Source organism: Bradyrhizobium sp. PMVTL-01, from assembly GCF_051861855.1.
Lineage (GTDB): Bacteria > Pseudomonadota > Alphaproteobacteria > Rhizobiales > Xanthobacteraceae > Bradyrhizobium.
In genome coordinates, this window is record NZ_CP193982.1 from 5,213,233 (window position 1) to 5,235,368 (window position 22,136).

General features: G+C 64.3%; 20 protein-coding genes, 1 tRNA gene and 1 pseudogene. 9 read left to right on the forward strand and 13 right to left on the reverse strand.

Features of this window, described 5'->3' with window-relative positions:
• Positions 1-108 precede the first annotated feature (108 nt).
• The 6 genes from ACRQ5Q_RS25510 (at position 109) to ACRQ5Q_RS25535 (ending at position 5,413) form a co-directional block, all read left to right on the forward strand.
• Positions 109-1,935: an IlvD/Edd family dehydratase gene (locus ACRQ5Q_RS25510; RefSeq protein WP_439374969.1), complete on the forward strand. Its 1,827-nt coding sequence runs from the start codon at positions 109-111 to the stop codon at positions 1,933-1,935.
• 162 nt (positions 1,936-2,097) lie between these two features.
• Positions 2,098-2,829, forward strand: a complete 732-nt coding sequence (locus tag ACRQ5Q_RS25515; protein WP_439374968.1) for an SDR family oxidoreductase — start codon at positions 2,098-2,100, stop codon at positions 2,827-2,829.
• A gap of 121 nt (positions 2,830-2,950) precedes the next feature.
• Positions 2,951-3,697 (forward strand): SDR family NAD(P)-dependent oxidoreductase, encoded by a 747-nt coding sequence (locus ACRQ5Q_RS25520; protein WP_439374967.1) that lies wholly within the window; start codon positions 2,951-2,953, stop codon positions 3,695-3,697.
• A gap of 7 nt (positions 3,698-3,704) precedes the next feature.
• Complete coding sequence (locus ACRQ5Q_RS25525; RefSeq protein WP_439374966.1) at positions 3,705-4,097, forward strand: GFA family protein; 393 nt, start codon at positions 3,705-3,707, stop codon at positions 4,095-4,097.
• Positions 4,098-4,246: 149 nt separating this feature from the next.
• Positions 4,247-4,927: a site-2 protease family protein gene (locus tag ACRQ5Q_RS25530; RefSeq protein ID WP_439374965.1), complete on the forward strand. Its 681-nt coding sequence runs from the start codon at positions 4,247-4,249 to the stop codon at positions 4,925-4,927.
• Between the two features lie 63 nt (positions 4,928-4,990).
• The gene (locus tag ACRQ5Q_RS25535) at positions 4,991-5,413 is read left to right on the forward strand and encodes a hypothetical protein (protein WP_439375578.1); all 423 of its coding nucleotides are present in this window, start codon (positions 4,991-4,993) and stop codon (positions 5,411-5,413) included.
• Here ACRQ5Q_RS25535 and ACRQ5Q_RS25540 read toward each other — a convergent pair.
• The 6 genes from ACRQ5Q_RS25540 to ACRQ5Q_RS25565 form a co-directional block, all read right to left on the reverse strand.
• Positions 5,401-6,228, reverse strand: coding sequence for a TonB family protein (locus ACRQ5Q_RS25540; protein WP_439374964.1), 828 nt, complete (start codon positions 6,226-6,228; stop codon positions 5,401-5,403). The genes ACRQ5Q_RS25535 and ACRQ5Q_RS25540 overlap by 13 nt on opposite strands.
• Before the next feature lie 8 nt (positions 6,229-6,236).
• On the reverse strand, positions 6,237-6,701 hold the full coding sequence (exbD, locus tag ACRQ5Q_RS25545) for a TonB system transport protein ExbD (RefSeq protein WP_439374963.1): 465 nt from the start codon (positions 6,699-6,701) through the stop codon (positions 6,237-6,239).
• A gap of 3 nt (positions 6,702-6,704) precedes the next feature.
• Positions 6,705-7,697, reverse strand: coding sequence for a tonB-system energizer ExbB (gene exbB, locus ACRQ5Q_RS25550; protein WP_439392677.1), 993 nt, complete (start codon positions 7,695-7,697; stop codon positions 6,705-6,707).
• Positions 7,694-8,383, reverse strand: a complete 690-nt coding sequence (locus ACRQ5Q_RS25555; RefSeq protein ID WP_439374961.1) for a Fe2+-dependent dioxygenase — start codon at positions 8,381-8,383, stop codon at positions 7,694-7,696. Before ACRQ5Q_RS25555 ends, exbB begins: the two co-directional genes overlap by 4 nt.
• Before the next feature lie 19 nt (positions 8,384-8,402).
• Positions 8,403-10,937 (reverse strand): TonB-dependent receptor, encoded by a 2,535-nt coding sequence (locus ACRQ5Q_RS25560; RefSeq protein ID WP_439399867.1) that lies wholly within the window; start codon positions 10,935-10,937, stop codon positions 8,403-8,405.
• Between the two features lie 227 nt (positions 10,938-11,164).
• Complete coding sequence (locus ACRQ5Q_RS25565; protein ID WP_097661111.1) at positions 11,165-11,404, reverse strand: hypothetical protein; 240 nt, start codon at positions 11,402-11,404, stop codon at positions 11,165-11,167.
• 390 nt (positions 11,405-11,794) lie between these two features.
• Between ACRQ5Q_RS25565 and ACRQ5Q_RS25570 the strand changes: the two genes are divergently transcribed.
• From ACRQ5Q_RS25570 to ACRQ5Q_RS25580, 3 genes and pseudogenes are all read left to right on the forward strand, one after another.
• Complete coding sequence (locus ACRQ5Q_RS25570) at positions 11,795-12,967, forward strand: efflux RND transporter periplasmic adaptor subunit (protein WP_439374960.1); 1,173 nt, start codon at positions 11,795-11,797, stop codon at positions 12,965-12,967.
• Positions 12,964-16,110 (forward strand): efflux RND transporter permease subunit, encoded by a 3,147-nt coding sequence (locus tag ACRQ5Q_RS25575; protein WP_439392678.1) that lies wholly within the window; start codon positions 12,964-12,966, stop codon positions 16,108-16,110. The genes ACRQ5Q_RS25570 and ACRQ5Q_RS25575 overlap by 4 nt, the downstream gene beginning before the upstream one ends.
• A pseudogene (locus ACRQ5Q_RS25580) lies at positions 16,001-16,500 on the forward strand (invasion associated locus B family protein). Before ACRQ5Q_RS25575 ends, ACRQ5Q_RS25580 begins: the two are co-directional and overlap by 110 nt.
• A gap of 50 nt (positions 16,501-16,550) precedes the next feature.
• On the opposite strand, the gene ACRQ5Q_RS25585 reads toward ACRQ5Q_RS25580, so the two are convergent.
• The 7 genes from ACRQ5Q_RS25585 to ACRQ5Q_RS25615 all read right to left on the reverse strand — a co-directional run bounded on the left by ACRQ5Q_RS25585 (position 16,551) and on the right by ACRQ5Q_RS25615 (position 22,112).
• Positions 16,551-17,270 (reverse strand): ABC transporter ATP-binding protein, encoded by a 720-nt coding sequence (locus tag ACRQ5Q_RS25585; RefSeq protein ID WP_439392679.1) that lies wholly within the window; start codon positions 17,268-17,270, stop codon positions 16,551-16,553.
• Positions 17,267-18,034, reverse strand: coding sequence for an ABC transporter ATP-binding protein (locus tag ACRQ5Q_RS25590; RefSeq protein WP_439374957.1), 768 nt, complete (start codon positions 18,032-18,034; stop codon positions 17,267-17,269). Before ACRQ5Q_RS25590 ends, ACRQ5Q_RS25585 begins: the two co-directional genes overlap by 4 nt.
• On the reverse strand, positions 18,024-19,010 hold the full coding sequence (locus ACRQ5Q_RS25595; RefSeq protein ID WP_439374956.1) for a branched-chain amino acid ABC transporter permease: 987 nt from the start codon (positions 19,008-19,010) through the stop codon (positions 18,024-18,026). The genes ACRQ5Q_RS25590 and ACRQ5Q_RS25595 overlap by 11 nt, the downstream gene beginning before the upstream one ends.
• Positions 19,010-19,873 carry a branched-chain amino acid ABC transporter permease gene (locus ACRQ5Q_RS25600; protein WP_212337636.1) on the reverse strand — a complete coding sequence of 288 codons (864 nt, stop codon included), beginning with the start codon at positions 19,871-19,873 and terminating at the stop codon, positions 19,010-19,012. The genes ACRQ5Q_RS25595 and ACRQ5Q_RS25600 overlap by 1 nt, the downstream gene beginning before the upstream one ends.
• Positions 19,874-19,933: 60 nt before the next feature.
• Complete coding sequence (locus tag ACRQ5Q_RS25605) at positions 19,934-21,187, reverse strand: ABC transporter substrate-binding protein (protein WP_439374955.1); 1,254 nt, start codon at positions 21,185-21,187, stop codon at positions 19,934-19,936.
• Between the two features lie 332 nt (positions 21,188-21,519).
• Positions 21,520-21,882: a DUF1428 domain-containing protein gene (locus ACRQ5Q_RS25610; protein ID WP_439392680.1), complete on the reverse strand. Its 363-nt coding sequence runs from the start codon at positions 21,880-21,882 to the stop codon at positions 21,520-21,522.
• A 156-nt stretch (positions 21,883-22,038) separates the two neighbouring features.
• Positions 22,039-22,112 (reverse strand) — tRNA-Gln (locus ACRQ5Q_RS25615).
• Positions 22,113-22,136: the final 24 nt, after the last annotated feature.

Below are 22,136 nucleotides of genomic sequence, written 5' to 3' on the forward strand. Positions count from 1 at the left end.
CGGGCAGGCAGACCATTGCTCACGCCGTTGGGCATCGCACAAGCCGACAGCCCAGGATTCACGCCGGTGACTGACGCCAGTGCGTTTGCATTGCAGGAGAAAACAACAATGACAAAAAAGCCAACCAATGGGCACGCGCCCGGCAACGGCACCCGCCGCCACCTTCGCTCGCAGGACTGGTTCAACAATCCGCATAATCCGGGCATGACCGCGCTCTACATGGAGCGCTACCTGAACTACGGCCTCACCCGCGCCGAACTGCAGTCCGGCAAGCCGATCATCGGCATCGCCCAGACGGGCAACGACCTCTCCCCCTGCAACCGCCACCATATCGAGCTCGCCCACCGCGTCCGCGAAGGCATCCGCGAGGCCGGCGGCATTGCCATGGAATTCCCGACCCACCCTATCCAGGAGACCGGCAAGCGCCCGACCGCGGCGCTCGACCGCAACCTCGCTTATCTCGGCCTGGTCGAGATCCTCTACGGCTATCCGCTCGACGGCGTGGTGCTGACCACCGGCTGCGACAAGACGACGCCGGCCTGCATGATGGCGGCCGCGACCGTCAACCTGCCCGCGATCGTGCTGTCCGGCGGCCCGATGCTGAACGGCTGGCACGACGGCGAGCGTACCGGCTCCGGCACCATCGTCTGGAAGTCGCGCGAACGGCTCGCCGCCGGCGAGATCGACTATGAGGAGTTCATGGAGATCGTGGCCTCCTCGGCGCCCTCGGTCGGCCATTGCAACACCATGGGCACGGCCTCGACCATGAACGGGCTTGCCGAAGCGCTCGGCTTCTCGCTGCCGGGCTGCGCGGCGATCCCCGCCCCCTATCGCGAGCGCGGCCAGATCGCCTATGAGACGGGCAAGCGCATCGTCGAGATGGTCTGGGAAGATCTCAAGCCCTCGGACATCCTGACCCGCAAGGCGTTCGAGAACTGCATCGTGATCAATTCGGCGATCGGCGGCTCGACCAACGCGCCGATCCACATCAACGCGCTGGCCCGCCACATCGGCGTCGAGCTGTCGATCGACGACTGGCAGAAGGTCGGTCACGACGTGCCGCTGCTGGTCAACATGCAGCCGGCCGGCTTCTATCTCGGCGAGGAATTCCACCGCGCCGGCGGCGTGCCGGCCGTGGTGCGCGAATTGATGAAGCACAAGCGCATCCATGAGGACGCCCTCACCGTCAACGGCCGCGGGATCGGCGAGAACTGCAAGGATGCGCCCAAGCCCGACAACGACGTGATCTGGGCCTACGACAAGCCGCTGGTGAAGGATGCCGGCTTCCTGGTGCTGAAGGGCAACCTGTTCGACTCCGCGATCATGAAGACCAGCGTGATCTCCAGGGAGTTTCGCGATCGCTATCTCAGCAACCCCAAGGATCCGAACGCCTTCGAGGGCCGCGCCATCGTGTTCGAAGGTCCGGAGGACTATCACGAGCGGATCGACGACCCCTCGCTCGACATCGACGAGCACTGCGTGCTGTTCATCCGCGGTACCGGGCCGATCGGCTATCCCGGCGGGGCCGAGGTCGTCAACATGCAGCCGCCGGCGGCGCTGATCAAACGCGGCATCCTGTCCCTGCCCTGCATCGGCGACGGCCGTCAGTCCGGCACCTCGGGCTCGCCGTCGATCCTCAATGCCTCGCCGGAAGCCGCCGCCAATGGCGGGCTCGCGATCCTCAAGACCGGCGACAAGGTGCGCATCGACCTCAACAAGGGCAGCGCCAATATCCTGATCTCGGACGAGGAGCTGAAGAAGCGCCACGCCGAGCTCAAGGCCAATGGCGGCTTCAAGCATCCGCCGAACCAGACGCCGTGGCAGGAGATCTACCGCAACACCGTCGGCCAGCAATCGACCGGCGCCTGCATGGAGCTCGCCACGCGCTACCAGAACGTCGCCGGCACCTTTGGTGTGGCGCGGGATAATCACTGACAGCCACACCGTCATTGCGAGCGAAGCGAAGCAATCCGGAAATATCTCCGCGGAGACAGTCTGGATTGCTTCGTCGCACCAGTGCAAAATTGCTACACAATTTTGTCACCGGCTCCTCGCAATGACGTGGGGTTGGCATTCGACAACACGAGGGAGAAGAAAATGGCAGACCGCCTCAAGGGAAAGCGCGCCGTCGTCACGGCAGCGGCGGCAGGCATCGGGCGCGCCTGCGCCGTCGCGTTCGCGCATGAAGGCGCAACCGTCATCGCCACCGACATCAACGAGGCTGGCATCGCGGGCCTGACGAAGGAAGGCATCGCCGAAGTGGCAAAACTCGACGTCCGCAACACCGCCGACGTCAACGCCTTTGCCAAGCGCATCGGCAAGATCGACATCCTGCTCAATGCGGCCGGCTTCGTGCACCACGGCACCATCCTGGAGTGTTCGGAAGAGGATTTCGACTTCTCGTTCGACCTCAACGTCAAGTCGATGCACCGGACCATCAAGGCCTTCCTGCCCGACATGATCGCGGGCGGCGGCGGCAGCATCGTGAACATCTCGTCCTGCGCGGCCTTGAGGCCGCCGGCCAACCGCTACGTCTACAGCTCGTCGAAGGCGGCGGTGTCGCTGCTGTCGCGCGCAGTCGCGCTCGACTTCATCACCAAGGGCATCCGCTGCAACTCGATCTGCCCCGGCACCGTCGAGACCCCCTCGATGCTCGACCGCGCCGCGGCGCAAGGACCGCAGGGCAAGGAGATGTTCATCTCCCGCCAGAAGATGGGCCGGCTCGGCACCGCCGAGGAGATCGCAAGCATGGCGGTCTATCTCGGCAGCGACGAGAGCGCCTTCACCACCGGTGTCGACCTCGTCGTCGACGGCGGCTACATGCTCTGATCACTCCTCATCCCGAGGAGGGCGCGCGAGCGCCGTCTCGAGGGATGGGCCACGGGCTCGCTGGTTCGAGACGCGCGCCAAGTGCGCGCTCCTCACCATGAGCGATAGGGAGGGTTTCTCGATGAACAAGATCGATCTCAACGGTCGCGTGGCCGTCGTTACCGGCGGCGCGCAGGGTTTTGGCCGCGCCATCACCGAGCGCTTCGTCGCGTCAGGCGCGAAGGTCGCGATCTGGGATTTCGACGCCGCGCTGGCCGAGAAGACCGCCAAGGAAGTTGGCGGCGATACAAAAGTCTCCAAGGTCGACGTCACCGATACAGCGGCCGTCGAGCAGGCGCGCGATGCAACGCTCAAAGCCTTCGGCAAGATCGACATCCTCGTCAACAATGCCGGCATCGCCGGGGTCAACAAGCCGGTCTGGGAGACCGACCTCGAGGAATGGCGCAAGGTGCTGCGCATCAACCTCGACGGCCCCTTCATCGTCAGCAAGGCGATCGTGCCCGAGATGCTCAAGCAGAAATACGGGCGCATCGTGAACATCGCCTCGATCGCCGGCAAGGAAGGCAATCCCAACGCATCGCATTATTCGGCATCCAAGGCCGGCCTGATCGCGCTGACGAAGTCGCTCGGCAAGGAGCTTGCGGCGCACGACATTCTCGTGAACGCGGTGACGCCCGCGGCGGCGAAAACCGCGATCTTCGACCAGATGACGCAGCAGCATATCGACTTCATGCTGTCGAAGATCCCGAAGGGCCGCTTCGTGCAGGTGGAAGAGCTCGCCGCGATGGTGGCGTGGCTTGCCTCGGAAGACTGCGGCTTCTCCACCGGCGCCGTGTTCGACATTTCCGGCGGACGGGCAACCTATTGAGGCAGCCATGATCCGGGAAGGTGGATGCCTATGCGGCGCCGTGCGGTTCAAGGCGGAGGGCGAGCCGCTCAACGTCCGCATCTGTCATTGCCGCATCTGCCAGAAGGCGATGGGCTCGCCCTATTTTGCCCGCGCGCAGTTCGACCAGCGTGCGCTCACCGTCGAGGGCGAGACCCGGCATTACGCCTCGTCCGAAAACATCGACCGTGTGTTCTGCACACGCTGCGGCACCCGGCTGTTCGCCTGGCGCCGCAACGGTACGCTGGCGGGCGTAGCGCTGGCGACGTTCGACGATCGCAACGCCTTCGTGCCGACCGAGCACATCTGGGTCAGCGAGAAGCTCGCCTGGGTGAAGCTCGATGACGGCCTGGTGCAATATCCGGGGACGATCCCGACATAGATTTGCACGACTGCACGGCGGGGTCGGCCCGCCGATCTCTTGCAGCGTGGCATTCCGGAACCGGCCACCCTATGTTGAGCCGAAGCGTTGCTGCACCGCCGGTTTGGCTGGACGCTGCAAGGCAGCGAGCAAACCGGGATAGACGAGTCGTGAACATTTCGCTTTATGACGTGTCGGTGTGGGTCCTGCCGCTGGTACTGGCCATCACCTTCCACGAAGCCGCCCACGCCTTCGTCGCGCATCGGCTCGGCGACAACACGGCCTGGCAGCTCGGCCGCGTCAGTTTCAACCCGTTGCGCCACATCGATCCCTTCGGCACCCTGATCCTGCCGGCGATGCTGCTGTTCGCGCATTCGCCGTTCCTGTTCGGCTATGCCAAGCCGGTGCCGGTGAATTTCCGCAAGCTCAACAACCCCAGGCTCGACATGGTCTGGGTGGCGCTGGCGGGGCCTGCGACCAATATCCTGCTGGCGCTCGCGGCGGCCCTCGCCCTTCACGCCCTGCCCTTGGCACCGGCGGGGTCGGCGCAGTGGATCCTCGACAATCTCAAGAATGCGCTGGTCATCAACGCGATCCTCGCCGTCTTCAACATGATGCCGATCCCGCCGCTCGACGGCGGGCGCGTCGCGGTCGGGCTGCTGCCGCGCCCCCTCGCTCTGCCGCTCGCCCGGCTCGAGCCGTTCGGTATGCTGATCCTGATCGGCTTGTTGATCCTGCTGCCGCTGGCGGGCTCGCAGTTCGGTCTAAATCTTGATGTTATTTCAGCAATACTGCGAGCGTTGACCGGTTATGTGATTCAGGCTGTTCTCTTCCTGACCGGCAATGCGTAGTTGAACAGACGACTCCGAACACACGCCGAAGGGCCAGAGGCCAACTTGGTCAAAGCTGCCGATATGCTGATCGCGCGACGCGCGGACACCCGTGCCCGCGCCGATTTTGCGACCTGGAAGATGATGGCCAAGCTCAACGGGGCGTCCGCGCTGCCTCCGGAGGCCCAGGAGTTCCTGAGCAGCTACCAGAACCTGCTGACCCGGATGAGCGAGAGCAAGGCCACCGAGGCCACCATCGTTGCGATCTACAAGGCCTATTACGCCGAAATGGGCGGCGGGGGAACTCCGCCCGACGTCCGCCCCCGCCAGGCCGAGCCGGCAGCGGACAATGTTACCGCCTTCCGGCGCCCCGCACCGAAACCGAGGACGACGGGCTTTTTCGGGGCCGGCACAGCCGCTGGAAGCCAGAAACGACCGTTGCCGGTGGCGCTGATCTTCGCCTGCCTGGTGGTGGTCTATGTCGGGATCAGGTTTTACTGGCGCTGAGCCGACTTTTTCTTTTTCTTCTCGTCAGCCGGCTTGAACACGATGTCTACGGTGCGCTCGATCCGATCCTCGGTCAGCGCGGCCGGCGGCTGCGGGAACGGGTCGGACTTGTGGACCATGGAGATCGCTGCCGCATCGTAGGCTGCGTCCCCCGACGACTGCACCACGTCGACCGACAGCACGTTGCCGCGTCGGTTTAGCGCGAAACTCACCTTTGCCGTCTGGTTATTGGGCGCCTTGCCCTCCGGATTGACCTTGTGCGCCGAAAGATGCGCGCTGACCTTCCGGTTCCAGTCGGCCGTCAGCTTCAGGAGGTCCTTGCCGATGCCGAGCACAGGGGCCATGGCCTTCTCGGCCTCGCGCGTGGCGTCCTCGAAGGTTTGGCGCTCCTGGTCGATCTGTTTCGGGGCTGCCTCCATGGCCGGCGTTTCGACGGCAGCGATCTTCGGATCGTCGTCCTGTTCCTTCTTCGGCTTGTTCTCTGTGACGATCTGGTCGGCATCCTCGACCTGTTGCGGCCGATCCTGAGGAAGATCCGTTTCCTTGACCTCGGCCTTTTGCTCAGGAAGCTCGGGACGCTCCTCTTGCGCTTCGCTGTCGTTAGGCCCGGTTGGCCTGTCGGACTCCTGAACCGGCGGCGACGCCATCTCGACCGCGAACTCAGCTCCCGCAGCGCCCAGCCCTTCGTCACCGTCGTTGGCCTGCAGGTTTGCGAGCGCGAGTGCGGCCCCGCCCACATGGAGAGCGACCGCCGCGATCGCGGCCAGGATCCACAGCCTCCGGGATGGTCTGGGTTCGTGCTCGGGGTCGGACATGGCAATCCCTATGGCTGCACTGTGCCCGCGGCGGCCGGTCCCGCCTGCCCGGCCGGACCTTCCAGCGCAACCAGCTTCACCCGTGTGTAGCCGCCGGAGCGCAACAGCTCCATGACGCCCATCAACTCGCCATAAGGCACGGAGCGATCGGCGCGCAGGAAGAGGTACTTGTCCTTGCTCATGTCGGACATGGAGTCCAGCGTCATGATCAGCTCGGCCCGGTGCACGGAGTCCTCTCCGATGGCCAGCGTCAGATCCCGCTTGATGCTGAGATAGGTGGGCTTGTCCGGCTTCTTCTGCGGCGTCGCGCTCGAGGTCGGCAGGTCGATCGGCAGATCGACCGTTGAGAGCGGCGCTGCGACCATGAAGATGATCAGCAGCACCAGGATGACGTCGATGAACGGCGTGACGTTGATGTCATGCGTTTCCGAGAAATCGTCGTCGTCATCATTGTCTGCGAGCGAGACTGCCATGGTTCACTCCGCTGCGCGCGAATGCACGCTGCCGTGGCTGCGGTCGAGATCGCGCGAGAGTAGCCGAGCCGCCGCGCCCGAGGCACGGCTGACCAGCTCGAGATAGCCCTTCGTCACGCGCGAGAAGTGGTTGTAGATGATGACCGCGGGAATGGCGGCGACGAGGCCGATCGCGGTGGCGAGCAGCGCTTCGGCGATACCGGGCGCGACCACGGCGAGGTTCGTGGTCTGGGACTTCGAGATGCCGATGAAGCTGTTCATGATGCCCCAGACCGTGCCGAACAGGCCGACGAAGGGGGACGTGGAGCCGATCGTCGCAAGCACGCCCATGCCGATGCGGATGCGTCGCGCCTCCGCGCGCACGATCTCCTGGAAGCTCGAGGCTGCGCGCTCCTTGATGCCGGCATCGCTGGACAGGCCGGCCGACATCCGCGCCTCGCGCAGCGCCGCCGCCAGGAACGCTGGCAGGATGCCCTCCTTGGCGCCGAGCGCCATCTGGGCTTCGGCGAGCGAGCGCGCCTCCGCGATCTTCTTCAGCGCCGAACGAAGCCTGGCCGAGGCGACCGACAGCTCGATCGACTTCGCGATCAGGACGGTCCAGGTCATGAGCGAGGCAAAAGCGAGGCCGATCATCACCGCCTTCACGATGACGTCCGCCGACATGAACATCACCCAGGGCGACAATTCCTTCATGGCCGGGGCCGTGGATACGGCCTCGGATTTCGCAGCCGCCGGTGCGGCGGCCGTGGGAGCCGCCGCGACCGAGGGAGCTGCTGGCGCCGCCGTCGCTGGCGCAGCCGCGACCGGGGCGGTCACGGGCGCAGCCGCAGGCGCCGATGGCGCTGCCGCCGGACCGGGCGCAGCAGGCAGAGCCTTCTGGGCCGGTGCGGGCGCCGCCGGCTGGGTTTGTGTCTGGGCAGAAACAGGCGATGCGAGCCAGGCGCCGGCCAGAAGGACGGCTGCGGCAAGGCTGGCTTGGAAGGTGGTGCACTTCATACTTCGGCCCAGTAGCGAATGAGATTGTGATAGATACCCGTCAATTTGACCGTTTCGGGATCGTCGCGCCCGAGCCGTTCCACCAGCGCCTGTATCGCGGTGTCGAGGTCAAAGATCATGCTCCGGGCTTGATCGTCCCGTATCATGCTCTGAAGCCAGAAGAAAGACGCAACCCGCGTTCCCCTCCTCACCGGCGTGACGAGGTGCAGGCTGGTCGAGGGATAGAGCACGCAGTCGCCGGCTGGCAACTTGACTTCGTGCGAACCGTAGGTGTCCTCGATCACAAGTTCGCCACCGTCGTATTCCTCCGGCTCGGCGAGGAACAGGGTGACCGACAGGTCTGTGCGGATGCGAAGGCCGGTCAGAGGGTCGCCGCGGATCGCGTTGTCGACGTGCAGACCGAAATGGTGGCCGCTGTCGGCCGCATAACGGTTGAACAGCGGCGGGAAGATCCGGAGCGGGATCGCCGCTGCGATGAAGCGCGGGGTGGACGTCAGCGCCGAGATGATGCGGTTGCCGAGCTTGCGCGCGACCTCGCTGTCCGGTCGCAATTGCTCGTTGCGCTTGACCATGGCCGACTGCGAGCCCGCCGTGGAGCGGCCGTCCTCCCATTCGCTGGCATCCATGATGCGGCGGAAATCCGCCACATCATCTTTGCTGAGAACGTTTTCGATGCATGTCAGCATGAAACTGGTTCTCGCTCCGTCAGTAACGCGCCGAGAGCACCACATAGGCGGCGCGGCCCGGTGCTTCCAGCACGAACGGTGCCACGCTCTGGTACAACGCGTCGTAGTAGCGCTTGTCGAAGATGTTGTTTACGAACAGCTTCAGCTGCCAGTTCTTGTTGATCTTGGCTTCCGCGAACATGTCGAAGCGCCAATAGCTCGGAATCGACGTGCCCTGGTTGGCCGCGAGCAAAGTGCCGCCGTAAATTTTCGAGCGATACACCGCCTGCCCGCCCAGCTCCCAGGTGTCGTTGAGCTGATATTTCGACAGCAGGCTGAAGGACTGATGCGCAATGTTGGCGAGCGGACGACCGACATTGGTCGGATACAGTGCCTTGTTGGCCGACGGGGCGAGCGACTGCGTAACCTCCGACTCCATGAGCACGAGCCCGCCAAAGACGCTCCACCTGTCCGTGATCTTACCGCCCACACCGAGATCGATACCGCGAATGCGGTAAGCCGCCCCGGCCGTGATACACGATATGTTGCCGGTCGTTCCGGTCGGATAGACGCATCCCAGGGGAGCTGCAGCGGCGGCACTGCCGACGTTCTGCGACTCGCGTGCGTTCTCTTTCGTCGTCTGGAACAACGCTGCGGTCAGAAGCAGATGGCGATCGAACAGCTCCCATTTGGTGCCGATTTCGATGGCTTTGTTCTTCTCGGGGCCGAATATCTGCGTATTGCCGCCCGGCAGGTTCGGGTTGAGGCCGCCATAGGCCGTGCTGGTGCCGTCGAATTCGGCGCCAACCGGGTTCGCCGAGGTCGCATACGCCACATAGACACTACCGTTCGGCGCCGGCTTCAACGTCAGGCCGAGGTTGAAGTTCGGAATGAGAAACTCCGCCGACTGCTGGCCAGGACTGCCGACCTTCCGCGTGTTGATGCTGTAATCGTCATAGCGGAAACCGCCGTTCAGGATCACCAAGTCACGATAGTTTGCGCTATCCATGACGTAGCCGCTGACAGTATCGATGCCGATCTTGGTGGGGCTTCCGGTGAGGCTCGGAATCCCGAAGGGAAGATTGGTGTATTGCGGAGCGAACACGCTGACGTCGGTTTTCGATCCGCTACCGGTAAACGGCGTACCGGTCGTCAGCTCCGAGCTGAGCCCGATATAATTGTCGATCGACGACCTCTCGCGGTCGTACTCGACGCCGCCGAGCAAGGTGTGTCTGAAGCCTACATCGTCATTGAACTTGTAAGTTGCCTCGGTCTGGTTGGCGAACACGTCCGTGATCTGGAATCGGCTCTGAGGATTTGCACTCAGCGTCGACGCCGAGAGCGGATCGGCAAGCTTCGGCGCTTCAGGAAGCGTACCAATGTAATTCTGCGTCGAGCGGGACGCGCGGATCTTGTTGCTGACCATCAGGTCGGGCGTGATCTGCACTTCCGCATTGATGGTACCGAGGTCCTGGCCGGTGCGGAAGAAGTCCCGGTTGACGAAGCCATACCAATTGTTGCGGTTGACGCCGAAGTCCGGGAACGGACCGCCGGCCGTCGACGCCGTGCTCGGCCGATAGTACGGCACCCCAAAGTCCGGGCGGCCGGTCAACTCGGTATGGATGTAGTTGCCGGTGACCTTGACAGCATCGGTTGGCTTCCAGGTCGTGGCGACGAAGGCGCCGTTTCGATTATCGCTGACATAGTCTCGGCCAGCGACATTTGCGTCCTGAAACAAACCGCCCACGCGCACGGCGAGCGTCGGATCGATCACCTGGTTGACGTCGAGCGTGACCCGCTTGGTCTGGTCGGTGCCTAACGTGGTGTCCATGTTGTAAAAGCTGCCGGCGGTCGTCGCCTGCTTGGTGACGATGTTGATCGCGCCGCCAGCCGTGCCGCGGCCCGCAAAGGACGACGCCGGTCCGCGCAGGATCTCGACCTGCTCGGTGAAGAAGTTCTCGCGCACGCTGACGCCGGCGTCGCGCACACCATCGATGAAGATGTCGTTGCGCGCGTCGAAGCCGCGGATGAAGAAGCGGTCACCGAACGCGTTGCCGCCCTCGCCCGTTCCGAGCGTCACGCCGGCCGTGCTCAGGATCGCCTGCTTCAGCGTCGTGGCGTTCTTGTCCTCGAGCACTTCCTTGCTGAGCACCGTGATCGACTTCGGCGTGTCGACCAGCTTCTCCGGAAACTTGCCGCCGGCCTGAACGTGGTCGACCTTGTAGGGCGCGGCCGGGTCCGCATAAGGATCCGCATCGGCCGGGCCGGCCGGCGTCGCCGGAGCAGCCTGCTGGGACGCCTGCTGCCGCTGCGCGGCGCGGCGAAGCGCGTTGCGGGCGCGGACCTGGTCAGGTGTCGGCTTCGACGCCGTCGGACGCGGCCGCTGCACCGGAGCATCGACCGTCACCGGCGGCAGGTTCGACTGCTGCGCCTCTGCGCCGCTCGAGACCGACGCCACCGCGATCAAGCTTGCAACCGCCGAGACTTTCTTGCCGGAAATACCAGAAGACTTTTCATCCACCGGATCGAATGCTGACACCGAACGCAACGATTTCAGTGCGACCACCTGCCCCATCTCAACACGCCCCATCTTCATGTTCGCTCATTCACTTCGACGAGCGATGGGGCTGTTGGTATCGGCGGCAAAATAGTGGGTCAATGCGCGCAAGCCGCGAGAACCCTTGAATAAGTCCAGATCAAAACGATTCTAATCTGAAGTTTGAAACGGCTTTAAAGATAGCTTGGACTTGTTCTAAAACGCGCGCGAAAAACACCGCGAAATCAGCGCTGATGCTCACGGCGTCAATCGCTGCTCGGCGGCTTCATCAGCGAGAACAATTCGTCGACCGTCTTCTGCGCGATGGCGCGCACGCGATCGGTGCTGTCCATGCCGGCAATGTTGACGCCATTGACCACGGCCTTGATCTCGTCGCGGAAGTCCGTGAGGAAGCGCAAGGGATCGCGCTGCTCGTTCGCGACGCGCGCGATCAATCCCGTGATCAGAATCTGGCACGCGATCAGCTTGCCGTTCAATTCGTCCATCCTGCGCTCCCCGTGTGGCGGCGCCGATATGGACGATACGGATTTTCCTGACAACCGAAACGCGGCTGGCGCGATTTAGAACCGTTCTTGCAAAAGCGTGCATTCCCACGGCCTGACCAACATGCCTCGCCAGCCCCCTCATGCGCCTCACATCCTCCGCGAGCATTGCTTAATTCTCACTCGCTGATCTCACGTCGGAAGAAAATGCAGCACTGCACACCGGCGCGCCAGTGCGCTGCCCAGGCGGTGCAAAGCTTTCCAATTGTTTAGATTTCTCACCGGATAGTGCTGTTTACACTGGAACTTGGCGTGTATTATACAAGCGCCCTGGAACCCTATGATTGCCCCAAAATTCGTAACCTAGGGCACAAGAAGCCGACACGAGCCGACATGAAAAAAACACGGCCGATCCTCTGGATTCTGATCCTCGCGGCCGTGGCCTCCGCGGGTTACTATGGTTGGCAGAAATACGGCTCGCCGGACGCCGGAAAATCCCAGACAGCGCAGAAAGGTCCGCCCCGCGCGCCCGCCATTTCCGTGAGCGTGGCGCCGGTCCAGAAGGTCGATTTCCCGGTCTATCTGAGCGGTCTCGGCACGGTTCAGGGCTTCAACACCGTCCAGGTCCGCACCCGGGTGGACGGCCAGATCGACAAGATCGCCTTCACCGAAGGCCAGATCGCCAAGGAGGGCGAGCTGCTGGCCTCGATCGATCCCCGCCCCTATCAAGCCACGCTCGACCAGGCCAAGGCCAAGAAGGCGCAGGACGAGGCGAATCTGGCCAACGCCAATCTCGAGCTCCAGCGCGCCATGAAGCTCGGCGAGTTCGCCACCGCGCAGCGGGTCGATACGCAGCGCTCCACCGTCGCCCAGCTCACCGCCCAGATCGCCGCCGACGAAGCCGCGATCGACAACGCCCAGACCCAGCTGGACTACACCCAGGTCAAGGCGCCGATCACCGGCGTCGCCGGCCTTCGCCAGGTCGACGTCGGCAACATCGTCAACGCCTCCACACAGACCGGCATCGTCACGATCGCGCAGGTCGAGCCGATCTCGGTGATCTTCACCGCGCCGGAAGACCAGCTTCCCTACATCAGCGAAGGCCAGAAGGCCGGCGCGCTCAAGGTGATCGCGTTCACCACCGACGGCAAGAAGACGCTGGCCGAGGGCAAGCTCGCAGTGATCAACAACCAGGTCGACACCGCCAGCGGGACTATTCGGCTCAAGGCGGTGTTCGACAACAAGGACCACACGTTGTGGCCGGGACAGTCGGTCTCGACGCGCCTTTTGGTGCGGACGCTGAAGGATGCCACCGTGGTTCCCGATGACGCTGTCCAGCATTCCACCAATGGCCTCTACGCCTACACCGTCAATCCGGACAACAAGGCCGAAGTGCACAAGATCAAGGTCAGCTACGGCATCGACGGCCGTTCCGTCGTCGACGAAGGGCTCATGCCCGGGCAGCAGGTGATCACTGGCGGTCAATTCAAGGTGCAGCCCGGAAGCCTCGTCTCGACGGCGGTGGCAAGTTCGGATCCGGCCCAGAACAAGGTACGACAGGAATGACCGAACGCGGGATTTCGGCACCTTTCATCCGTTATCCCATCGGCACCTCGCTGCTGATGGCCGGTATCCTCTTTGTCGGTCTCGTCGCCTATCCCCTGCTGCCGGTCGCGCCGCTGCCGCAGGTGGACTTCCCGACCATCCAGATCACCGCCAATTTGCCGGGCGGCAGCCCCGAGACAATGGCCTCTTCGGTGGCCCAGCCGCTGGAGCGCCAGTTCGCCCAGATCCCGGGCATCGCCCAGATGACCTCGACGAGTTATCTCGGCACTGCGTCGATCACGATCCAGTTCGACCTCAACCGCAGCATCGACGGCGCCGCCAATGACGTGCAGGGCGCCATCAACGCCGCCAGCGGCCAGCTGCCGAAGAACCTGCCCTCGCCGCCGACCTACCGCAAGGTCAACCCGGCCGACGCCCCGATCCTGCTGCTGTCGGCAACCTCCGAGACACTGCCTCTGACCAGCGTCAGCGACGCGGTCGACGCCCAGCTCGCCCAGCAGATCAGCCAGCTCTCCGGCGTCGCGCAAGTCTTCATCGGCGGCCAGCAGAAGCCTTCCATCCGCATCCAGGTCGACCCGGCGAAGCTCGTCGCCAAGGGCCTGTCGATGGAGGACGTGCGCAGCCAGATCGCGATCACCACGGTCGACAGCCCCAAGGGCAATATCGACGGCGAGAAACGCGCCTACACGATCTACGCCAACGACCAGCTGACCCAGTCCAAGGACTGGAACGACGTCATCATCGCCTATCGCAATGGCGCCCCCTTGCGAATCCGCGACATCGGCCAGGCGGTCAGCGGCGCCGAGGACGCCAAGCAGGCGGCCTGGGCCAACGGCAAGCGCGGCGTCTTTCTGGTGATCTTCAAGCAGCCGGGCGCCAACGTCATCGAGACCGTCGACAGGATCAAGGCGACCCTGCCCCGCCTCGTGGCGGCGATCCCGCCCGCGATCAAGATCGAGCTCATCAGCGACCGCACCACCACCATCCGCGCCGCAGTCGAGGACGTCCAGTTCACCCTGCTGCTGACCATCGCCCTCGTGGTCATGGTCATCTTCATCTTCCTGCGCAGCTTCTGGGCCACCGTCATCCCCACCGTCACGGTTCCACTGGCGCTGTTGGGCGCGTGCGCCTTGATGTGGGTCGTCGGCTATTCGCTCGACAATCTGTCGCTGATGGCGCTCACGATCGCGGTCGGCTTCGTCGTCGACGACGCTATCGTGATGCTCGAGAACATCACGCGCTATATCGAGGAAGGCGAATCGCCGATGGCGGCGGCCTTCCGCGGTTCCAAGGAAATCGGCTTCACCATCGTGTCGATCAGCATCTCGCTGGTCGCCGTGCTGATCCCGCTGCTGCTGATGGGCGGCATCATCGGCCGCCTGTTCCGCGAATTCGCGGTCGTGCTGGCGATGACGATCTTCGTCTCGATGTTCGTGTCGCTGACCCTGACACCGATGATGGCCTCGCGTTTCCTGCGCGCCCACGGCGAGGTACGCCACGGCCGCTTCTATCAATGGAGCGAGCGCGCCTTCGACGGCATGCTGCGCGGCTACGAATACGTGCTCGACCATGCCCTCGCCTGGCGGCGCACCACGCTCGCGATCTTCTTCGCCACGCTCGGCCTGTCGATCTACCTGTTCGTCCTGATCCCGAAGGGCTTCTTCCCGCAGCAGGACGTCGGCCTGATCACCGCGACCTCGGAAGCCTCGCAGGACATTTCGTTCAAGGAGATGCAGCGCCGCCAGGTCGAGCTCGGCAAGATCGTGATGGAAGACCCCGATGTCGCCACCATCGCGATGAACATCGGCGGCAGCGGCCGCGCCGGCAACAACGGCAACATGTTCATCACACTGAAGCCGCGCAACGAGCGCGAGGCCTCTGCGCAGCAGATCATCGCGCGGCTGCGTCCCAAGCTCGAGAAGGTGTCCGACGCCCGCCTCTACATGCAGGCGGCCCAGGACGTCCGCCTCGGCGGCCGGCCGACGCGGACGCAGTTCGAGTTCACCCTGCAGGATGCCGATCTTGCCGAGCTCAACGAGTGGGCGCCGAAGATCCTCGCAAAGATGCAGACGCTGCCGGAGCTGCGCGACGTCGCCACCGACCAGCAGACCCAGGGCACCACGGTCCAGCTCAAGATCAACCGCGACACCGCCTCGCGCTACGGTATCCAGCCGCAGCTGATCGACGACACGCTGTATGACGCCTTCGGACAGCGGCAGGTCACGCAGTATTTCACCCAGCTCAACACCTACAAGGTGATCCTCGAGATCCTGCCGGAGCTGCAGGGCAATCTCGACAGCCTGAACAAGCTCTATCTGAAATCGCCGCTGACCGGCGACCAGGTACCGCTATCGACCTTCGCGACCTGGACCACCGATCCGGTCCGCCCGCTCTCGATCAGCCACCAGGGGCAGTTTCCGGCAATCACGATCAGCTTCAACCTCGCGCAGGGCGTCGCGCTCGGCCAGGCCACCGAGGCCGTGCAAAAGGCGATGGCCGAGCTCGGCGCGCCGCCGACGCTGAACTCGAGCTTCCAGGGCACCGCCCAGGCGTTCCAGCAATCGCTCGGCACCGTGCCGCTGCTGATCCTCGCGGCGCTGGTCGTGGTCTATCTGATCCTCGGCATCCTCTACGAGAGCTACATCCATCCGATCACGATTCTGTCGACCCTGCCCTCGGCCGGCGTCGGCGCGCTCGCGATCCTGATGGCGGCCGGCTTCGACTTCAGCCTGATCGCGCTGATCGGCATCATCCTGTTGATCGGCATCGTGAAGAAGAACGGCATCATGATGGTCGACTTCGCGATTGCCGCCGAACGCGACGAGCACAAGACGCCGGCGGAATCGATCCGTCAGGCCGCGCTGCTGCGCTTCCGCCCGATCATGATGACGACGATGGCCGCGCTGCTCGGCGGCGTGCCGCTGATGCTCGGCCACGGCACCGGCGCCGAAATCCGCCAGCCGCTCGGCTACGCCATGGTCGGCGGTCTGATCGTCAGCCAGGCGCTGACGCTGTTCACCACGCCCGTCGTCTATCTCTATCTCGACGAGCTCAACAACTGGTTCTCGGGCTGGGGCCGCACGGGTGACGGCGAAGGCGACGAGACGCACGAGCACCGCACCGTCAAGGAAGCCGCCGAGTAGCCTTGCGCCGCGGCTCCCGCGACGCTACAGCGCGTCGCTCGGATGCGCGATGGAGCAGAACGCGGTGCTGACCATGACCGGCCAGACCGTCATCCTGAGCAATATCCGCATCGCGCCCGACCCCCGCACGCCCATCGCGCTGCTGCAATTGCCGCTCGGCCTCAACCTTCCCGTCGGCGCCAAGCTCCAGGTCGACGAGGGCAAGACGTTCGACCTGCAGATCCAGGCGTGCGAGAGCCGCGGCTGCTACGCCTCGACGCCGATCGCAGCGGACCTGCCTTGCGGTCGGGCCAGCAGCTCAAGGTTTCCTTTCAGAACATGGCCAAGGAGACGATCGCGATCCCGATGCCGCTCGGTGATTTCGCGGCGGCCTACGACAAGATCAAGTAACGGATACGGCGCGCCGATCGCCTGTTGCTGCTGCTTCAGGCCGAGATCGATCAATCCACGCCGAGATAGGCCTTTTGCACCTGCGGATCCTGCGCGAGCGCCGCGGCCGTCCCGGACAGCACGCTCTTGCCGACCTGGAGCACCGTCGCGAAATCCGAGACCTCCAATGCCAGCTCGATCGACTGCTCGGCGAGCAGGATCGTCAAGCCCCCGCGATGCAGGCGACCGAAGGTCTCGTACATGGATTCGACCACGGCCGGGGCAAGGCCAAGCGACGGCTCATCGAGCATCAGCAGCTTCGGATCGCTCATCAGCGCGCGGCCGACCGCAAGCATCTGTCGCTCGCCGCCGGACATGGTGCCGGCACGCTGGTTGCGCCGCTCCTTCAGGCGCGGGAACACCTCGTAGACGCGCTCGAGCAGCGCTGCCTGACGCGACTTGTCCTGCAGCGGGGTCGCCCCGAGCATGAGGTTATTCTCGACGCTCTGCTGCACGAACAGCCGCCAGCCCTCCGGCGACAGCGCAAGGCCCTTGCGCACGATCGCAAAGGCCTTCTGCCCCGCGATCTCCTCGCCGCGAAAGCTGATCGAGCCGGAATGCACGGGGATGAGACCGGCGATCGCGTTCAGCGTCGTGGTCTTGCCGCCGCCATTGGAGCCGAGCAGCGCGACGACGCTGCCTTCCGGCACCTCCAGCGAGACGTCGGAGACACCGATGAGGTCGCCGTAGCGCACCTCGAGGTGCTCGATCCGCAGCAGCGCCCCGCTCATAGGTCCGGCCCGCCCATCAATTCGACCGGCGTATGGCCGGCGGCGGCCTTCGCCGCGCGCGTACCGAGATAGGCCGCGATCACGGCGGGATTGGACGTGACCTCGCGTGGGTTACCGTGCGCGATCTCCTTGCCCTGATGGAACACCATCACGCGGCTCGCCAGCGACATGATCACTTCCATGATGTGCTCGACGATGACCAGCGTGATGCCGGAGCGGTGGATGTCGCGAACGAGATCGATCGCGAGCCTCACCTCGTGCGCGTTGAGGCCCGCCATGGCCTCGTCGAGCAGCAGCACCTTCGGCTCGGTCGCAAGTGCGCGTGCGATCTCCAGCCGCTTGCGGCCGGGCGTGCCGAGCGAGCGCGCCGGCGCATCCGCAAGGCGGCTCATGCCGACACGTTCGAGTACCGCGCGCGCCTTGGCCTCGGCCTCCTTGCGATGCGAGGTGCGCAGGAAGGCGCCGATCATCACATTCTCGAGCACCGTCATGCCCTCGAACGTCTGCGGCACCTGGAACGTGCGGGCGAGCCCGAGGCCGGCGCGCTGCTCCGGCGTAAAGTCGGTGATGTCGCTGCCCTCGAACAGCACGCGGCCGGAGGTGGTCTTGAGGTCGCCCGTGAGGCAGTTGAAGAAGGTGGATTTCCCCGCGCCGTTCGGGCCGATCAGGCCGAGGATGTCGCCCTGCTCCAGCGTCACGGAGGCGTCGTCCACCGCCTTGAAGCTGCCGAACGCCCTCGTGATGCCACGTGCTTCAAGGAGCATGGCTGGCTCCCGCGTCGGTCTTCGACGTGTCAGTCTTGAGCTTGCCGCGCCGGGTGAGCAGGCTGAGCAGGCCGCCGGGCTGGAAGCGCGCGATCAGCACGATGATCGCGCCGTAGACCACGAAGGTGAGCCCCGCGCCCTTGCCGCCGAGCCAGCTGTTGGAGATCTCCTCCAGCGGCACCAGGATCGCCGCGCCCACCAATGGCCCGAACAGCAGCCCCGCCCCGCCGAGCGCCGACATGATCAGGATCTTCACCGAGATCAGGATGCCGAGCCCGGACTCGGGATCGACGAAGCCGAACATCATCGCGTAGAGCGCGCCAGCGACGCTGGTCAGCGCCGCGCTCAGCATATAGGCGTAGAGCTTGGTGCGGCTCGCCGGCGCGCCGAGGGAGCGCGCGGCACGCTCGGAGTCCTTGATCGCCCGCAGGTAAAATCCCATGCGGCTGTTGGTCATCCACCAGGTGATCGCAAGCGTGATCGCGAGGACAGCGAGGAAGAGATAGTAGTAGGGCAGCGCCGACAGGAACGAGAGATCGAAGACGTTGCGCGGCACGGTCGGACCGGAGAGGCCGACGGCCGCGCCCAGCCATTCGGTGTTGGTCACGATCAGCCGCATCGTTTCGGCGACCGCGATCGTCGCCATGCTGAAATAGTGGCCGGACAGCCGCAGCGTCGGCACCCCGACGATCGCGGCGAGCCCGACCGCGAGCACGATGCCGCCGGGAATGCCGAACAGCGGCGACAGGCCGAACTTGGCGTAAGCGCCCATCGCGGCATAGGCGCCGCAGCCGAAGAACACCACATGCCCCACCGACACCTGCCCGGCATAGCCGCCGACGATGTTCCAGGCGGACGCCGCGATGGCATAAAGCAGCACCAGCGCGCCGAGGCGCTGCTGGAATGGCGAGGACAGCAGCAGCGGATAGGCGATCGCAAAGGCTGCGACGACCGAGAGCCAGATCCAGCGCCGCATCACATCTTCCCCATCAGGCCCTGTGGCCGGAACCAGAGGAAGAAAAGGAATAGGACATAGACGACGATGTCCTTGTAGATCGCGCCGATCAGATAGCCCGAAAGCGACTCGATGACGCCGATCAGAAGACCCGCAACCAGCGCGCCCGGCACGCTGCCAAAGCCGCCGAGCGAGACCGTGACGAAGGCGACGATGCCGAGCGTCTCGCCGACGGTCGGCACGATGTAGAAGAAATTCGCGATCAGTGCGCCGGCGAGCCCAGTGGCGCCGGCCGCGATCGCCCAGGCGATCGCCTGCATGGTGTCGGGCCGGATGCCCATGAGCTGGGCCGCGGTCTGATCCTCGGCCACCGCCAGCATTTTCGAGCCGAGCGAGGTGCGCGTCAGGAGCAGATGCAGGCCGAGCGTCACCAGCAGCGCGACGACGCCCGCGAGCAGCCGCGAGGCCTCGATGCGCAGACCGGCAAAGGCATAGGTACCGCCCACGATGTTCGGCGGCATCGAGAGGAAATTGGCGCCGAACCACCAGAACACGGAATAGCGCAGCAGCAACGCAAGGCCGAAGGTGCCGAGGATCTGCGCCAGCATCGGCCCTTTCATGATGTCGCGGATCAGGCCGAAATAGACCACGATGCCGAGCGTGGCGAGCACCAGCGTCGCCAGCGGGGCGCCGAGCAGGGGCCCTCCTCCCATCAGGGTATAGACGACATAGGCGACGTACATGCCGAGCATGACGAAATCGCCATGTGCGAAGTTAACGATGTTCATCATGCCCCACACCAGCGTGAGGCCCGAGGAGAACAGGGCGTAGACGGCGCCAAGTAGAAGGCCGCCGACGATCACCTGCACGAGAACGAAGGACATGAGCTGCGCCGCTCTACCAACCCTTGTGAAAAAGGCGGGACTGCAGGTCCCGCCTCGCGATCACCAGCCCTTGTAGGGCAACATCGGCGCCTTCTCGGCATTCGCCTTCGGCCACACCGAGACGTAATTCTCGCCATCCTGAAGCTGGATGATGGCGCCCGAGGCCAGGGTGTTCTGGCCCTTGTCGTCGAACTTCACGCCCTTGTAGCCGATCAAGAGCTGCTCGGGCTTGAGGTCCGTCGCCTTCAGCGCAGCCTGAATCTTGGCGGGCTCGGTCGAGCCGGCGCGATCGATCGCATCAGCCAGCACGAAGAAGCCCTGCATCTGGCGGGCGACCGTGTCATCCATCTCCTCGCCGCTCTTCTTCTTGTACATGTCGGCGATGATGGCGGACGGCGAGCCGGCGGGACCCACGACCCAGGACGAGCGATTGAAGACGCCTTGCGAGATCTTGCCGACCGCCTTGGTGAAGGACGGATCGGAGTAGCCGGCATCATCGGCCAGCAGCACGGCAGGCTTGTAGTCGAGCGACTGCATGGTCTTGGCGAACAGGATCGCGTCAGACGTGTAGCTGATCATGATGACGACGTCGGGCTTCTTGTCCTTGAGCTGAAGCACCTGCCCCTGCACGTCCGTCGCGTTGACTGGATAGGCGACGTCGAGCGCGATCGGCAGGCCCTTCTCCTTGAAGGCGCCGGAAATCGTGTTCGCGACCGAGGTGCCATATTCGGTGTTGTCGTGGACCACCGCGACGCTGTCGGTCTTGGCGCCCTGCGCCTTTATGTCGGCGAGGAAGTCGACATAGATCTTGGCGAAATCGGTGGCGATCGGGGTGGTTCGGAAGAACCATTTGAAGCCGCGCTCGGTCAGGTTGGCGGCGACCGACTCGGAGTTCAGGAACGGAACGCCGTACTTCTCGGCGATGGCGCTCGAGGTCAGCGTCACGCCGGACTGATAGGAGCCGAACACGGCCGCGACCTTCTCTTCCGTGATCAGGCGCAGCGCCTGGTTCTGGCCGGTTGCGGGGTTGCCCTGGTTGTCGGCGATGATGACGTCGACCTTGGCGCCGCCGAGGCCGGCAAGGCCGGCATTTTTCGCCAGCGGTAGACTGGCAAGCTCGGGATGGGCGTTGTTGATGATGTCCATGGCGACCTCGAGCGCCGCCTTGGCGTGCGCGCCGATCGAGGCCGTGCCGCCGGACATCGGCAGGATCACGCCGATCTTGACGACCTTGTCCTGTGCCGTTGCGCCCGAGACGAGCGCAACGGACATCGCGGCCGCGCAAAGCAGCCGCGTGACGTGCTTCAATGTCATGAAATCAGACCTCCCAAAGGGGTTTCCCCAACCAAGATTTTTTGGAGAGCCTGGCCGAAACGCCCGCCTCCGTTTGATTATGCCTGGCTGCGGGAGGATGGCATGCCGACTGACGACCGGCAAGGCAAGACGGCTGCGACGATCCTGCATGGGCATGCAGCGGCTCGCGCATTCAATCAAACGTCGCTTGGTGTGATCGTGACAATCTTGAGAGGATCGTCGGTGCAAGAACGTGTAGCCCCGCTGAGCAAAGCGACACCGGGACAATAACGACGGCATCGCCGGGTGTCGCTTCGCTCATCCAGTCTACGGGTCTCCCCGCTCTACATCGCTCAACTAATTACGTCGCTCGCCCGCAGCAGCGTCGTGAAGCCACCATAGATCATGCGCTTGCCGTCGAACGGCATGTCGCCGTGCTTGAGCCGCGAGTCCGCCATCACCTTCTTGTTGACGGCGTCGCGCGTCTCCCGATCGCGATAGACGATCCAGGAGAACACCACGACCTCCTCCTCCTTCGCCATCACCGCACGCGGGAACGACGTCAGCTCGCCGTAGGGAACGTCGTCACCGATGCATTCGACATAGTCGAGCGCGCCGTGCTCCATCCAGACCGCACAGGCCGTTCGCGCCAGGGCGTTGTAGGCCTCGATCTTGTCCTTCGGCACGGCCAGCACGAAACCATCGACATAGGGCATTCCTGATCTCCTTGGGTTGTATGTGTCCCAAGGACGGCGAGGCGCGCGGCGGGCCGACGCCGAAGAAACCATTTGCACTGAGGCAAACCGTCGCGACACGCCATGGCACGGCGCCGGGGCCGACACTGTGTCAGTCTTCAGAAAAGCGCCCGGAACTGGCTGGGGAACCTGGATTCGAACCAAGACAAACAGAGTCAGAGTCTGTTGTGCTACCGTTACACCATTCCCCAACGGAATAGCCGAACAAATTCAAT

Bases quoted from the DNA above. Each gene is read 5' to 3' on its own strand.
- ACRQ5Q_RS25520 (WP_439374967.1), top strand. From the start codon at position 2,951: ATGAACAAGATCGATCTCAACGGTCGCGTGGCCGTCGTTACCGGCGGC.
- ACRQ5Q_RS25560 (WP_439399867.1), bottom strand. From the start codon at position 10,937: ATGGGGCAGGTGGTCGCACTGAAATCGTTGCGTTCGGTGTCAGCATTC.
- ACRQ5Q_RS25610 (WP_439392680.1), bottom strand. From the start codon at position 21,882: ATGCCCTATGTCGATGGTTTCGTGCTGGCCGTGCCGAAGGACAAGATC.
- ACRQ5Q_RS25510 (WP_439374969.1), top strand. From the start codon at position 109: ATGACAAAAAAGCCAACCAATGGGCACGCGCCCGGCAACGGCACCCGC.
- ACRQ5Q_RS25535 (WP_439375578.1), top strand. From the start codon at position 4,991: ATGCTGATCGCGCGACGCGCGGACACCCGTGCCCGCGCCGATTTTGCG.
- exbB (WP_439392677.1), bottom strand. From the start codon at position 7,697: ATGAAGTGCACCACCTTCCAAGCCAGCCTTGCCGCAGCCGTCCTTCTG.
- ACRQ5Q_RS25570 (WP_439374960.1), top strand. From the start codon at position 11,795: ATGAAAAAAACACGGCCGATCCTCTGGATTCTGATCCTCGCGGCCGTG.
- ACRQ5Q_RS25575 (WP_439392678.1), top strand. From the start codon at position 12,964: ATGACCGAACGCGGGATTTCGGCACCTTTCATCCGTTATCCCATCGGC.
- exbD (WP_439374963.1), bottom strand. From the start codon at position 6,701: ATGGCAGTCTCGCTCGCAGACAATGATGACGACGACGATTTCTCGGAA.
- ACRQ5Q_RS25515 (WP_439374968.1), top strand. From the start codon at position 2,098: ATGGCAGACCGCCTCAAGGGAAAGCGCGCCGTCGTCACGGCAGCGGCG.
- ACRQ5Q_RS25590 (WP_439374957.1), bottom strand. From the start codon at position 18,034: ATGCTCCTTGAAGCACGTGGCATCACGAGGGCGTTCGGCAGCTTCAAG.
- ACRQ5Q_RS25540 (WP_439374964.1), bottom strand. From the start codon at position 6,228: ATGTCCGACCCCGAGCACGAACCCAGACCATCCCGGAGGCTGTGGATC.
- ACRQ5Q_RS25595 (WP_439374956.1), bottom strand. From the start codon at position 19,010: ATGCGGCGCTGGATCTGGCTCTCGGTCGTCGCAGCCTTTGCGATCGCC.
- ACRQ5Q_RS25605 (WP_439374955.1), bottom strand. From the start codon at position 21,187: ATGACATTGAAGCACGTCACGCGGCTGCTTTGCGCGGCCGCGATGTCC.
- ACRQ5Q_RS25565 (WP_097661111.1), bottom strand. From the start codon at position 11,404: ATGGACGAATTGAACGGCAAGCTGATCGCGTGCCAGATTCTGATCACG.
- ACRQ5Q_RS25555 (WP_439374961.1), bottom strand. From the start codon at position 8,383: ATGCTGACATGCATCGAAAACGTTCTCAGCAAAGATGATGTGGCGGAT.
- ACRQ5Q_RS25600 (WP_212337636.1), bottom strand. From the start codon at position 19,873: ATGTCCTTCGTTCTCGTGCAGGTGATCGTCGGCGGCCTTCTACTTGGC.
- ACRQ5Q_RS25585 (WP_439392679.1), bottom strand. From the start codon at position 17,270: ATGAGCGGGGCGCTGCTGCGGATCGAGCACCTCGAGGTGCGCTACGGC.
- ACRQ5Q_RS25525 (WP_439374966.1), top strand. From the start codon at position 3,705: ATGATCCGGGAAGGTGGATGCCTATGCGGCGCCGTGCGGTTCAAGGCG.